Below are 13,899 nucleotides of genomic sequence, written 5' to 3' on the forward strand. Positions count from 1 at the left end.
ACATTCAACACAATAAAAACAATGAGTTTAAAATGCAAAGGACGTTTGATCGAAAACGTCAGTTTTTGTAGTGTTTATTTTCTGGCTCGACCTAGCAAGATAAAAGGAATTTATGCAACAAGTCGGAATTTACGAGCAACTGATCACTCAACTTATCGAGCAAAGATTAGACAGGGAAAGGTTTTATGTTGGAGAGCGTGTACTAGATAGCAGCGAAGCTTCTATTTGGCTATCCCGTTTTCTCACTCACATTCTCGAATATGCCATCGGCTCTATCCCTTCGGGCGATCATAGACTCCAACAACAGATCGCATTAGCTAATCAGCTGCTTCTATGGTTAAAAGAGCAACTGCAAGAAAGTGATTTTATCGACGATAATCTTCTGAATAGTCAGGGCAAAATTCTAACTGCCTTATATGAATTGGAAAACCCAGTCTCCGCAGATCTAAAAAACTATATAAAAGAAATATTTCCGCTTACAGGTCTTACTCAAAGTGAATTATTCTGCGGCAGTAATGCCGGTCTATCTCTTGAGTCTGAACTTAAACGTGAAATCTTATCTGCCGACAAGATCTATTGGTTAGTATCATTCATCAAATGGGCAGGCATACGCATATTTAGAAAAGAGCTTGAGGAATTTACCTCAAGTGGGCGCGAACTTAAGATCATCACTACTTCATATATGGGCGCAACTGACGCTAAGGCAGTTGAGTTTCTGGCAGATTTACCTAATACAGAAGTGAAACTGAGCTACAACACAGAGCGTGAACGGCTTCATGCCAAAAGCTATCTATTTATTCGCAACACCGGATACCATACAGGTTATATTGGTTCTTCTAACCTATCGCACTCAGCATTGACCAACGGATTGGAGTGGAACTTAAAAATAACGTCACAAGAAATCCCCCATATTATCGAGAAGTCATTAAGCACATTCGAGACTTACTGGGCATCAAGTGATTTCGAGTTTTTTAATGGCGATGAACAAAGCAGAGAAAAACTTAAAAGCGCTCTAACTCAACAACGTGGCGTGCAAGAAAATAACGCGGTGTATTTTTTTGATGTAAAACCTTTTCCACATCAAAGTGACATACTTGAGCAACTTACTGTTGAACGAACTCTGCACACACGCTTCCGCAATTTGGTAGTAGCAGCAACAGGAACGGGTAAAACCTTAATCTCTGCGTTTGATTTTGCAAACTTTGTAAAAGCAAAACCGGATGCAAAATTTCTGTTTGTTGCTCATCGAGAAGAGATATTGAAACAAGCCAGAACGGCATATCGCGGCGTTTTGCGAAATAACAACTTTGGTGAGTTGTGGGTAGCCGGAAATACACCTTCGAACTATCGCCAGCTATTTGCTTCGGTACAAACTCTCAATAGTAAAATCAGTGAACTCAAATTATCTTCAAATTACTACGACTATATCGTTATCGATGAAGTACACCACATCACAGCAAGCAGTTACCGAGCAATTATCGATTACTTCACCCCTACAATTCTGTTAGGGCTCACAGCAACACCAGAACGCCATGATGGGGGAGATATCCTTGCAGATTTTGGTGGCGTGATTGCTGCCGAGATTCGCTTACCAGAAGCAATTAATCGACGTCACCTCTGCCCATTCCAATATTTCGGAATTGATGACGACACAGACTTACGTAATATTCCGTGGAGTCGAGGGCGTTACGACATCGCACAATTAACTAACGTTTATACAAATAACCAATCACGCATTGATAAAATATTACTTAGCCTGCAAGAAATCATTACAGATATCAGCAAAATGAAGGCTCTAGCCTTCTGCGTAAGTAAAGAACATGCAAAGTACATGAGTAGCCAATTACTTTTGAAAGGCATTTGTGCTGACGTTTTAACTAGTGAAAACAGTCATGAGCGCCAGCAAAAGCAACAAGCCTTGCGTGCAGGCTCGATAAACATTTTATGTGTAGTGGATATTTTTAACGAAGGTGTAGATATACCGGAAGTTGATACACTACTATTTCTGCGGCCGACCGAAAGCTTAACTATATTTTTGCAGCAGCTTGGACGCGGCTTGCGTTTAGCTGATGGTAAAGAATGCTGCACTGTTATAGATTTTGTTGGTAATTCTAGACCTGAATATGACTTTGCCAATAAATTCAGAGCCCTTGTAGGCAAGAGCAATCGAGCGATAAGTGAAGAGATAAAAGAAGGCTTTCCCCATGTACCTTTAGGTTGCCGCATAGAACTAACTAAGCGAACTCAAGAAATGGTACTGAGTAACATTCGCCAGGCAAGTCTTACACAACGACGATTAATAGCTATGATCAGGCAGTTTCCTGAACATACAACGCTACCCTTAACTTTGACAAATTTCCTAACCCAACACCCGGAATTGGATTTAAATGAACTATACAAGCGGGGATGCTGGACAGACTTAGTACTTCAATCACGCGAAAATAGTGACACAGTCGCTTCAAAAAAAAACGACTATAAAATACTTAGAAAAGCAATACATAACCGGCTTCTCACTTGTGACGACTATACCTATCTGAGTTTTATAAAAGAGTTGTGCCAGAACCGATTTACACTAGAGAATAACGCCAATCGTTATGCATTGATGTGCCACTACGATTTTTGGCAAAAGCCCGGACCAGATTGCGGTTTTAAGTCATTAGAACAGAGCCTTTCTCAGCTAGAGCAAATTGGTATTAATACAGAATTAGCGGACGTAATCAGTTGGCAGATGCAGCGCATAAAACATCAACAGCAAATTATGGAAAATTTGCCAGACGTTCCGATAAAACTTCACGCTCGATACAGTAGAGAACAGATTTTAGTTGCCTTTGGTGCAACGACATTTGAACGCCAGCCACCAGCACGCGAAGGTGTTTTTGTTATTCAACCCGACAATATAGAGCTGATGTTTGTCACGCTGAATAAAAACGAAAAGCAATTTTCTCCAACCACCATGTACCACGATTACGCAATCAGCGAGCACCTATTTCACTGGCAGTCGCAAAATAATGCAAGACCAGATCGAGGTAAAGGTAAGGAATACATTCATCATAAGAAAATTGGCAAGCGGCTATTTCTATTCGTTAGGGAGCAAACAAAAGACGAGCATGGCCGCACAATGGGTTTCGTAAACTTCGGAGAAGTTGACTATGTTTCGCACACAGGCTCACAGCCAATGAATATTAATTGGAAACTAAGAACATCTATGCCTAACTTTATGTGGCAACATGCCGCAAAACTAGCTGTAGGTTAATCAAAAAAACAATATCTTCGCAGACAAGAATCCAACCCATTACTCAAAGACAAAAAATAAAATAACGCTATCCAAATAAAATTCCCCAACCCCTGTCCGGATTTCCTGTGTTGTTACGATTTATCACTACAACATACTCACAGGGATACTAAATGAAACACTCTCAACGCCTTATACCTGTTGCGTTTGCAATGGGTTTGTTTACTCAGTGCGGTAACGTGAATGCCGCGCTGATATCCGGGGATTTTTCCGGCTTTGTATACAACAGCTTTTCCAACGATATTTCGCTGGGTCAGCGCTTTGCGAATGGCAAGCGCGTGTTTGGCACCTTTACCATTAATACGGCTGCGGCCCAGGTGGTAGACCGCGACTTAAATGCCAATTCTGCGCGCTACGAAGACGTCGATTTGAATGACAACTGGGTTGATATTCAATGGCAGTTGCAAGACTTCGATATTGAAGGATTACTCACGGGTACCGCCAGCTACGACGCGCTGTCTTATACCACTTCTCAAGCCAAAGATTATGTAAGCGTACACGACTACAACCTCATTCCTTCGCCGACGGGTAATACGTCGATTTCGAAATCGTTTTTTGTTGAAGAATACGAAGCGGCCATTTTGAATGGTGTAGACGTAGCCCAGTCGTTCAGCTGGAGCGATCCTGCCTACGGCTGTGGCGATCAGCCAAATACTTTTGTGCGCTGCGCATTTTTTAACTTTACCCAGCGCGGCGGCAACCTAACCTACACCTACGTGGATGCCTGGTTAGACACGGTTAACTTTTATGGCGAACAGCCAAATACCACCACAAACGCCTCCTCTCCTACCGGCTTAATGCTGTTTATGCTGGGTTTGGTGGGTATTGCGTGTCGTCGTAAATTGGCCAGAGGATAACCCCATGAAACACTCTACCCTTTTATTGAGCCTGTTAGCTGGCAGTGTGTCGGCTCCTGTATTGGCCGACATTCAGGCAACGTACCGTTCGTCTGGCGCACAGGTTGAAATAGTGGTTAGCAACAACCAGCACATTCGCATGAACATGTCGCAGGGCCAGTTTTTATTGAAACAAGGCGACGATATTTACAGCGTAAGTGGCAGCGATGCGCAAGGCTACACCGCGATCTCGTTAAACGACATAGCCGCTGTATCGTTTGGCTCGCAAGACAACACATCAACCGGCGAGGATCCGGAATTCAGTTTGGTAAATACCGGAAAAACCGAAACCGTGGCCGGCTTTGAAGGCAACGTGTTTGTTTTAACGTACCGTCAGGACGGAAAAAAAATGCGTTCGGAATTAGTGCTGAGTAAGGATCCGCAACTGGCGCAGGTGCGCAGTGCGTTAATGAGCATGACATCCACCTGGGCAAAAATGGCAGGCGCGAATATGTCGGCGGCAGACAGCTTCGCTCAAACCAGCTCCGAACTAAATCAATACGGCGGGCTGTTGAGGCAAGACAACAGCATGGTTCTGCTGTCGCTCTCGCAGCAAGACATGCCCGATGATTATTACGCACTGCCACCCAACACCCGCATACAGGATCTCTCCATTGCATCAGCCATGTTGGACTGTAACGCCGAGGGCGCTGAATACAACCCACTTTGTTTAATGCAAGACGCTGGCGAAGAAGCGGTTGAAGAGACCAAACAAGAAGCGCGGCAACAGGCTAAAGATAAAGTGAAAGACAAGATTAAAGGCTTTCTGAAGGATATTTTTTAAGGATTGGTTATGCGTAAAACAATTGCATTAGCCCTGCTAACACTGCTTATTGGCTGTAACGAGGTAGTAGGTGTGCCGCTAGAGGCCGATGCTGCATGTAATTTAGTTGAAAAAGACAATCTGCAACCCATTCTGGCAACGCCAGTGGCGTTTGAGGTTACCCAAGTTGATAACTTTGAACGCCGAAAAAGCGGGTTAGGTTCGCGCTGCAAAGTGCTGTTTGTTGATCTGCCCGCACCCAAAACCTTTGCGGAGCAGTTTAAACAACCGTCGATCGTTTTAAGCCTGTATAACCCAGACAGTTATGCGGCCGGAAACAAGCTGCGGGAAGAAAAAGGCAATGGCACAAGCCTGGACTTCAACCAACACTGGGACAGGATCAGCGGCAACCAAGCGGTTGAAGAGATGGGCCGTGGCCAGGGATTTGTTCGCGAGACAGCGGTAGGCTCACTCAAAGAAATTCAGGGTATATTGCGGGTTGGCGATCTGCTGGTAGTGGTGTCTGCCGCCAACCTCTCGCCCGACACCGTTAAGCAGGTGCTAAATCACATTAGCGAGCAGGGCAAGTTCTAAACTACGTGGTGGTCTGCATGACTACCCACATGAGAATCTGCATAACTATCTGCAGTGTGATCTGCGTTGTGATCTGCCCGCTCAGGGCAGATCCACACTTATCCGCGCCAGCTCCGTTTGATTGCCATAGTAGTCACTGATATACAGCACATCGTACTGGCCCGGTGCCGGGGCAGTTAACGTAAGCGTGGTACCCGCAGGAAAATCACCGTCGAGTGCCCCGCCCCAGCTATCCTGATTACCTTTAGCCACCAGCACGATTTTATCTCCCTCGGCACCCGGCCCCTGCCATTCAATGTGCAAGGTTTGGCCCTGTATCGAGGCTACGTTTAGCTGGGTTTGCAATGGCTGAATTGTGAGTGGCTGGCGGATCAGTTCTTCTGCATTGGCATGCCAGTTCGACACCAGAATAACATCGTACTCACCGCTTTGGTTACTTAAGCGCAGTTTACCTGTGCCGTTAGCAAAACTGGCGCGAGAACTTGCACTTAGCCTGTTTTGCCCACGTTCCACCAGCACCAGGCTTAATTCGGCGTCGGATTGAATATCGCTTTGTACCGTGAGTTCGCTACCGGCCATTGGGGCAGATTGCCAGTGTAATGTGGCAGTGAGTGGCACCACATTAAGCGTGTGTGTAGCAATACTTTCGCGCCGGTTATAACTATCGAACACATAATGCGCCTGATACTGACCCGGCTGGGCCGGGGCGAGTAATTCAGCCTCGCTACGCCCATAGGTTTTGGCTTCAGCAACCCCATTGCCCGGCGAAGGCGCAACGCCTAACGGCACTAATACCACTTTGTCTTCGATTTGTGCTTGCCCCTGCCAACTTAAGGTAAACCGATGGGTCGCAACAACTTGCTCTACGCCATTCAATACAATTTGCGGCGCCGGGGCTGGTTCTTGCGGCTGTTGAGCCTGTTCTAACGCATCGAGCAGTGCCTGCTCGTTGCCAGCATCAAAATAGCGCCCGCCGCTGCTGGTAGCCAGGCAGCTCAGCTGGGATTTGTCGCGCTCGTTGGTTATGTCGAATCCCACCACGTGGGCAGTAAAGGTAATGCCTTTGGCTTGTAATTCAGCAGCCAGCGCACAGGGGTCGCGGTCGCAACTTTCAATGCCATCGGTAAGTAGGATGATGGTACCGCCAGTGGCTTGCATGGCGGTAGCTGCCTGCTCTACCGCTGCAGTGAGCGGGGTTCTGCCTTTGGGAGACAGCGCCAGAATACTGCGTTTAAGCGCGGCCGGATCGGCGTTATCTGGCGTGGCGATTTGCTCTATGTCATCGCAAGACGATTTGGAACGATGGCCGTACGCCCACACCGACAGCGGCCGATGGGCTGGCCAGTCTTGCAAAAGCTGTTGCAATGCCGTTTTGGCGGTAGCGATTTTAGCTACGCCATTTACCTGCCCCCACATCGAATTAGACGCATCCACAATAATCGCGGCAGGTACATTGGCTGCTACATTGGCTGGTACATCAGCAGGCGGTGTATTACTGGCAAACGCCAGCGGCATAAACATCATTGAAAACAAATAAGTATATTTCATTGGGCTAATCCTTTAGTGCGACTGGCTACAGCCAGCCGGGTAAATATAGTTGGCTAGTCGCATGCCTGTATACTTCTCATACAAGCCTACGCGCACAAATGGGCTACTGAATACTGCCGGTGCCTGGTAGCGCCAGTCGGGCCCCAGTTGCCTTGTTTCATCTACTTTTATCACCAGCATCTCGCGCAGCGGGCTATGGGTGGGCGGCAAGTGAAAATTAATTACCTGGCCCGGCGCTATGCAGGTTAGCTCCGGCAGCAAGGGAATGCTGTGATCGGGCAACGCATTAGTGCTTTGTGATGAATCGGCGCCGTCGGCATTTTCTTCGTTATCGGCGTAGTCATAGGGGTTGTCCGTCTCTTCGGTATCCATTTGCCCTGATTCATCCTCAGGGGGTTGTGCGCCGTCGTCTTCCTCCGGGTAGGTATACGCGTCATCATCGTCTTGCACGTTAGGCCCCCGCTTGCGCTTTGCATCTTCCCATTCCGGATCGGTATTGCAGCTCTCGCCACCAAACAAGGCTCCTAATTGCGCAAATTGCGCCAGCGTTTGTTCAGAGGTATCCCCCGCAGACATCGCCAGTGCCTGAGCAATGCCCAAATCCTGCATGTTGAACTGCGCCACTTTTGCGCGAAAATGAAAACTAAATGGCGTGGCAGGCAGAACAGACTGTTTACCCGTGAGCCGGTGTCCTTCAATGGCTTGCCCCGAGATCACGCCTTGCACAAAGCCGCCGTCGGTGGCGGTAATGGTATAACTGGCAGGAGGCGGTGCAACCGGGTCGCCTTCGCGCGGCTCATCCGGATCGCAAAGATTATCGCGGTTTTCGTCGTTGCAGCCGTTGGTGAACAGGTTATACGCCCCCACCGTTGCATTCAGTACGCCCAGCAGTGAGCCCAGTTGCGGTGCCTGCCCCGACGCCACCACAATGGTTGAATCGTCATTACCCGCATGCAACATATGGCTGGGCTGGTTGTTAGTGTCGTTGTAGCGGGTAACATACACATTGTTGCCTTCCCACTGCTGCCCATAGGCGTTTAAGCGCCATTCGCACCCGCAAGACAAACGCATGTCACGGGTAAGTACCATGCCTTTGGGTGAGCGGGCTTCAATACGTACCTGTTCGCCTTTTTTAGCGTTGGCGGGTGCCTCATACAGGCCGCTCTGACTAATTTGCCCTGGCCCCTGCGCCACCCGCCAGCTTATACCCGGCATGCTCTTACCGCCGGTTATCGGCACTGAGAACGTTACGCTGCTATCAGGTTCTATACAGCCGGTGCCGGGCACTATGGCAGTGGGGTCGATGCGCGCTTTTGCCGATATTTCAGGCCGGCTTTTTAATGAAGCCGTTACGTGCACCGGAAACAACTGCATGTTACTTTGGGTGGTTACATCCAGAGTGTATGCCCACTGCGGATACCCGTTTATGGTAAGGCGTTCGGGTTTACTGGAAAGCCTAAACTGATGCCCAGCCGGTAAAGTATCTACATTCACTGCAAACTGAGGCGGCAGCGCCTGCTCTTCACCACCCCAGGCAATAAATAACCGCACCGATTCACCGGGCATCACAATGGGATTGGCCGGGCTAATGTAAAGCCCCTGACTTTCTCTTACCCGCACTTCGTATTCTGCCGTGGCGTTGGTGTTACCAAACTTGCCTGAACGGGTGTACGCATTTAACAGCACCCGTCCTGCCGCCGACGCCTGATACACCATAAGTCCGTCTTCCGGAAAATCCACCGTAACCACGCCGGTTTTAGACAGTTTCAAATCCACATAGCCGCGCTGATAAATATTCACCGGCGGATAAGTAAATGGCGCAATCACACCATTGCCCGGTAGTTTTTCAATGATCTTACCCAGTATTGTCCACTTTGACGTATCGAGTACCCCTTCCAGCATGCCGTCGTTCAGGTGGGCTTTTTGTAAGGTACGCTGAAACTGTTGTTCAGCCGCGCCAGTGAGTGGTCGCCCCAGAATTTCGTGATTTGCGGTTCGCCGGGCGTGTGATCCAGTGCGCGCGCCAGCCACCTTATTCACTGGCAACACCTGCAATACAAAGTCCAGTGCAATCTTGCTCATATCCAGCCCTTTGGCCTTGGGCGTTACCCAAATCGCATTCACTACACCGCTGTCGGGTTTAGACTGAACGTAAATAAGGTTGTTCGACGCGTCTATTTTCATGTCGATCATGGCGTTGGGGTACAGGCCGTCGCGCAGTTTGTCTAACATGGTCCATAGGAACAATCCCTCGCCTACCCGACTGTAAAAAGAGGCCAGCGCCTTGGCACCATGCGCCGTGGCAAGCGCACTGCCTGCAGTAAGTAATGAGCCCGCCGCGTCGCGATATATCTGCACATCGGGCAATAAGCCGGTTTCAGAGTGAAACTGCGCATACATGGCTTCCGACAACGACCTGGCATCCTTAAATACGGCAATATTAAGTGACGGCGCTGGGGCATTTGTAGTGGCATTCACCTGCACCTGAAGCGCGGTATCGTGTAGCTCGGGCTCGTATAACAATGGGGTTAATTCTGTGTGGGGATACAATTGGCGAAGCCCCGCATCGGGCAGCCGCCACAATTGCGACTGCGGCGGCATAGGTTCGGTGTTATCCGGCGCTCGCAATGCCTCAGCCCTTAAATCAAGGTCGTTGTACATGGTTTCCAATATGCCAGTGGCAAATAACAAGCCTTCCATGAGTGCCAGCGATTCACTTAATTCGGGATCGGCACGCAACTGCGCCAGCGCATTGGCAAAACCGTTTGGATCGTCATTGTCGTACAGCGATGCCGAAAATGCCGCCAGCACCTGCCATGCCGGCACGTCGCTGTCGGTTTGGGTACTCAGACTTTCGTAATCCTGCCCCAATGGCACGCTTTCGTTATCTACGCCTTGCCGCAGCAACGCTAACATGGCATCAAACGCACCATCAGCCCGCTGCAACGGTGCAATGTTAACGGTAACCGCCGGGCAGGCAGTCTCACCGTTGGTTAACACAATTTGCGCCTGCCCGCCCTGCCACGGCAACGCTGGGTGCCATAACAGGTTAAAATGCAGCTTACTGGCATCGCCTTCAACAGGTATCAGGTAGCCGTCATGCTGGCCGGTTTTTACCCAGGCAAATAAGCCCGATGGATCCGCTACAGGTACATCAGGCGAGCTTACTACCTCACCGGGATTCAGGGTTGCCCCCTGGTTACCGGTATAGATCACCGGGCAACAGGTATCGGCAAGTACCGGCCCCTGCCAGAGCAGCAGCAAAACCATTAATTTCAGAACGCGCATAACAAACAATCACTCACACTGGGTATTGGGGTTTACCTGATTAATCGCAAAACGCGCTTAAAAGCGGACAAGGGCTAGTGATTTTTTGAAAGATTATTGGAAGATTAAGTAGTGGTTATTGTTACAAGCGCGCAGTACATCGTGTGTTTTAAAAACAAATTTCGGACCGCGCGGCAAAGTGCGTATTTTACTTTTCATCACGAGATGACAAAGCAGCAGGCCAGTTTCTAGCGTTACTGCTCGCTTAGCGTTACGCACAACCAGCTTCTGGCTTTTTGCCAGTCGCGCCGCACGGTGCGTTCATTTATGCCCAGCAAGCTGGCGGTTTCCTGCTCGGTTAAGCCAGCAAAGAACAAACATTCTACTACCCGGGCAAGCCGCTCGTTTTCCTTTTCCAGCGCAACAATGGCCTGGTCAAGCTCAAGCAACCAGTCTCCGGGTGGGGTTTGCCCATCTAAAATTGTGACCCAGCTTTGCAAGTCCAGCGCGTTGCGTTTACTGGACGTTTGCGAACGAATGTAGTCGATAAGGGCAAATCGCATTGCCTTGCTGGCGGTGCGCAAAAAGTGGTTTGCGTCTTGCCAGTTGTGTACATCGCGAAGCCGTAAAAACGATTCATGTACCAGCACCGTAGTACACAATGTTTCGCTGCCAGTGCCAATGATCCATCGCTGTGTGCTGGCTACCTTTTTTAATTGCTCGTAAAGACTGGCAGTTAACTGCTCAACCGCAGCAGTATCGGTTTGATAGTTAAGATTACTTACACTCAAGGCTTTACTCCTCACCTCCATGAGAAGCTCAGTATTTCATGCTTTTGATGCGAGTACAAAATGTGTTGGCGGATCCGTTGCGGATTATGTGAGCGTGTAATTTAAGCGCAGTCTGAGTAGGCAGAAGTGAGCGGCATTGCTGAATGAATTTATGCGTTCGCAGTTAAATTGACATACAACTGGCTTAATAATCCAAAATATATGCGTTCGCGGTTATTTTCACTTCTGGTGCATTGGCGAAATTCCGTTGACTTGCATTGCCATCACTCACAAAAGGAATAGCGCACCCGATAGGATTACTCGGCGCGTCCTGCGCCTCGCCCTTCGGGCCGCGCTAAAGCGCGTTCAAAATTGCTCCCTGCAATTTTGTCGAACTGAGGTTCTCATCCACGGAATACAGCAGATACAAAAAAACCAGCACGAGGCTGGTTCTTTTGTATCTGGCGCACCCGATAGGATTCGAACCTATGACCTTTGCCTCCGGAGGGCAACGCTCTATCCAGCTGAGCTACGGGTGCGTACTTTATGAACTTGTTTCTGACCCGTCCCTGGTGGGTCATTCCAGCCGCAACGTCCTGTTGCGGCGTTGCGTGCCTTTCGGCGTGACGTTAAGTCACCCCGAATCGCCTGAGGCGAACGGTACTCACCCAGCTGAGTTACGGGTGCGTATTGAGTGGCGCATTATAAGAGGTCGGCTGCAAGATTTACAGTAAAAATTCAAATGGGGTGTTGGGTTGGTTGGTTTTTGGTCAATGCACACAGGTTTTGCTTATTCCATTTGAATACCCTAGGCTGGTTAACTCGTTCAATACTCGGGCATTTTATGCGTAAACTACTGTGTTTTGTCTCACCGTTTTTGGCCTGTTTTGTGGCAGGAATTAACGTGTGTACCGCCGATGAGCAAAGTGATCTGGCGTTTTATGAAGATGTGTTTAGTGCGGCTCCTTACGAACCGGCGGATACGTCGCATTATTTACCCTCGTGTGCGCGGGCGCTGGATTCTGCTGACTATAAAACGGTTGCTGAGTCTGGAATGGGTGCGGGTTGGCACAATCGTGTTGCCCATGACTGGGCCTTTTTTAACGTACCGGCTTCGCAAAGTAAGATTACGGTTATCGACTACGCGCAAACCCCTTCAGGCCTGGGGTATCGCTACTTAGCCAATGCCAATACACAGAGTGCGGTGTATGAGCCCTGGAGCTCGTCTAAGGTAATGGCCATTGTGGGGGCGCTCAGCAAATTTGAACCGGGTGTTGCGGCAGATACCTTGGTAGGTAATACGCGATTGGCCGATTTGGTAACGAGTGTACACAGCTATGCCGAAGCGGGCGTGGCCGATGGCAATTCTAATGCCATTGCAACGTACTTTGCTAATGTGGCGGGGCGCGATTATTTAACGCAGTTGTTTCACGCTGACTGGATTCATACACCTAATGCCAACGTGCGTTTTCGTGGGGCTTATGGGCCATTGGCGTTTATACCTGAATCTGAGTTATGGACTTCCGCGTCGCTGAGCTATTCCCACCCCGTTGCACACTATGCGGAAGGGCCAGACGATCCGGGTTATCAAACCTATCGCTGCGACGATTGCGGACTAACCGGTAACAAGCCAATGTCTACGCTGGCCGAAGCGGAGTTTTTAAAGCGCCTGATGTCGGGCGAACGCGAACCACTTACACAATTACCCGGGTTTGATAACAGCGACCTCACCATGCTGCTTTATGCACCGGGCCATAGCAGTGCGGCTGGCAACGTGGGCGGTATGATGTCGGGGATTGGGCTGATGCTGGCTCGATCGATTGCTGCTACCCTGGCGCCAGGTGATAAACGCGAACCTAACGTGGTGCTGGATGAACTCACTGCGGGTAAATGGCGTATATTCCAAAAAATCGGCGCAGGCCCCAGTGAAACCCGGCAACAGGGTGAAACAGTACTGCTTGCGCATGTATGTTTGCCCAAAGTTCAGGGCGGCCGGGAATTTACGTTAGCCGTGCAGTCAGAAGTGCCAGGCATTAACGATGCTGCGGTTGGCAGGGCCGCTATGGCGATGCAAGCCACATTGGATCAAAGCATGGCACAATTGCTTGCACACTAATCTGCTGTGTTTTTACATTGAACGGGCCTGAATATTGGCAGGTTCGGTGATCTAAATGCCTGTGAGGCGGCTAAAAAATACAGTTTTCTAGCTATTTTGTTGTAGTTTGGCTAATCAATTAGTCTCAAACAGTTGTCGCCGCACAATTAACCATTATAATCATGCGGATTAATGTTTTTAAGACCGTATTGCCTGGAGACGAAAGTGAAATTAAAAACTTTGTTAGCTATGGGCGCTGCTTTTTTTGCAGTTTTCGCAGTAAATGCACAACAAATGTCTAACGACGCAATTAAAGAGCGTATTAAGCCAGTGGGCGCTGTTCACATTGCTGGCGCGGCTGCCGCTGCTCCTGCCGGTGCTATGTCTGGTGAAGATGTTTACAACAAAGCGTGCGTAGCGTGTCATGGCTCTGGTGTGCTGGGTGCACCTCGCTTACACAACGCAGCAGACTGGAAACCGCGTCTTGATCAAGGTTTCGACACCGTATTGTCTCACGCCATTAATGGCTTCAATGCAATGCCTCCTCGCGGTACCTGTGGCGCGTGTAGCGATGATGATATCAAAGCTGCCATCGAGTACATGATCGAAGGCGTATAAGCTGATTTAGCCAGCCTGAGCCAATTCTGCGTTCAGGTAAACGCTTCTCACTGCTG

General features: G+C 49.1%; 9 protein-coding genes and 1 tRNA gene. 6 read left to right on the top strand and 4 right to left on the bottom strand.

From position 1 onward, the window contains the following. The first annotated feature begins 112 nt into the window (after window positions 1-112). The 4 genes from ACLR2L_RS00465 to ACLR2L_RS00480 all read left to right on the top strand — a co-directional run bounded on the left by ACLR2L_RS00465 (window position 113) and on the right by ACLR2L_RS00480 (window position 5,545). A complete protein-coding gene (locus ACLR2L_RS00465) occupies window positions 113-3,253 on the top strand; it encodes a DUF3427 domain-containing protein (RefSeq protein ID WP_413364723.1) in 3,141 nt (1,046 codons plus the stop codon). Between the two features lie 152 nt (window positions 3,254-3,405). Next, a complete protein-coding gene (locus ACLR2L_RS00470; protein ID WP_413364725.1) occupies window positions 3,406-4,149 on the top strand; it encodes a hypothetical protein in 744 nt (247 codons plus the stop codon). 4 nt (window positions 4,150-4,153) lie between these two features. After that, complete coding sequence (locus ACLR2L_RS00475; protein ID WP_413364727.1) at window positions 4,154-4,972, top strand: hypothetical protein; 819 nt, start codon at window positions 4,154-4,156, stop codon at window positions 4,970-4,972. Window positions 4,973-4,981: 9 nt separating this feature from the next. Next, a complete protein-coding gene (locus tag ACLR2L_RS00480; RefSeq protein WP_413364729.1) occupies window positions 4,982-5,545 on the top strand; it encodes a hypothetical protein in 564 nt (187 codons plus the stop codon). Between the two features lie 81 nt (window positions 5,546-5,626). Here ACLR2L_RS00480 and ACLR2L_RS00485 read toward each other — a convergent pair whose 3' ends face one another. From ACLR2L_RS00485 to ACLR2L_RS00500, 4 genes are all read right to left on the bottom strand, one after another. Beyond that, complete coding sequence (locus ACLR2L_RS00485) at window positions 5,627-7,093, bottom strand: vWA domain-containing protein (protein ID WP_413364731.1); 1,467 nt, start codon at window positions 7,091-7,093, stop codon at window positions 5,627-5,629. 12 nt (window positions 7,094-7,105) lie between these two features. After that, complete coding sequence (locus ACLR2L_RS00490) at window positions 7,106-10,381, bottom strand: hypothetical protein (RefSeq protein ID WP_413364733.1); 3,276 nt, start codon at window positions 10,379-10,381, stop codon at window positions 7,106-7,108. Window positions 10,382-10,614: 233 nt separating this feature from the next. Further along, on the bottom strand, window positions 10,615-11,151 hold the full coding sequence (locus ACLR2L_RS00495; protein ID WP_413364735.1) for an ECF-type sigma factor: 537 nt from the start codon (window positions 11,149-11,151) through the stop codon (window positions 10,615-10,617). 441 nt (window positions 11,152-11,592) lie between these two features. Next, window positions 11,593-11,669, bottom strand: a tRNA-Arg gene (locus tag ACLR2L_RS00500). 305 nt (window positions 11,670-11,974) lie between these two features. On the opposite strand from ACLR2L_RS00500, the gene ACLR2L_RS00505 reads away from it, so the two are divergent. Continuing rightward, window positions 11,975-13,246 carry a hypothetical protein gene (locus tag ACLR2L_RS00505; protein WP_413364737.1) on the top strand — a complete coding sequence of 424 codons (1,272 nt, stop codon included), beginning with the start codon at window positions 11,975-11,977 and terminating at the stop codon, window positions 13,244-13,246. Between the two features lie 204 nt (window positions 13,247-13,450). Continuing rightward, on the top strand, window positions 13,451-13,843 hold the full coding sequence (locus tag ACLR2L_RS00510) for a c-type cytochrome (RefSeq protein WP_413364739.1): 393 nt from the start codon (window positions 13,451-13,453) through the stop codon (window positions 13,841-13,843). Window positions 13,844-13,899: the final 56 nt, after the last annotated feature.

This window comes from Alteromonas sp. AMM-1 (genome assembly GCF_047290655.1).
GTDB classification, from domain to species: domain Bacteria; phylum Pseudomonadota; class Gammaproteobacteria; order Enterobacterales; family Alteromonadaceae; genus Alteromonas; species Alteromonas mangrovi.

Bases quoted from the DNA above. Each gene is read 5' to 3' on its own strand.
- ACLR2L_RS00480 (WP_413364729.1), top strand. From the start codon at position 4,982: ATGCGTAAAACAATTGCATTAGCCCTGCTAACACTGCTTATTGGCTGT.
- ACLR2L_RS00490 (WP_413364733.1), bottom strand. From the start codon at position 10,381: ATGCGCGTTCTGAAATTAATGGTTTTGCTGCTGCTCTGGCAGGGGCCG.
- ACLR2L_RS00475 (WP_413364727.1), top strand. From the start codon at position 4,154: ATGAAACACTCTACCCTTTTATTGAGCCTGTTAGCTGGCAGTGTGTCG.
- ACLR2L_RS00485 (WP_413364731.1), bottom strand. From the start codon at position 7,093: ATGAAATATACTTATTTGTTTTCAATGATGTTTATGCCGCTGGCGTTT.
- ACLR2L_RS00465 (WP_413364723.1), top strand. From the start codon at position 113: ATGCAACAAGTCGGAATTTACGAGCAACTGATCACTCAACTTATCGAG.
- ACLR2L_RS00505 (WP_413364737.1), top strand. From the start codon at position 11,975: ATGCGTAAACTACTGTGTTTTGTCTCACCGTTTTTGGCCTGTTTTGTG.
- ACLR2L_RS00470 (WP_413364725.1), top strand. From the start codon at position 3,406: ATGAAACACTCTCAACGCCTTATACCTGTTGCGTTTGCAATGGGTTTG.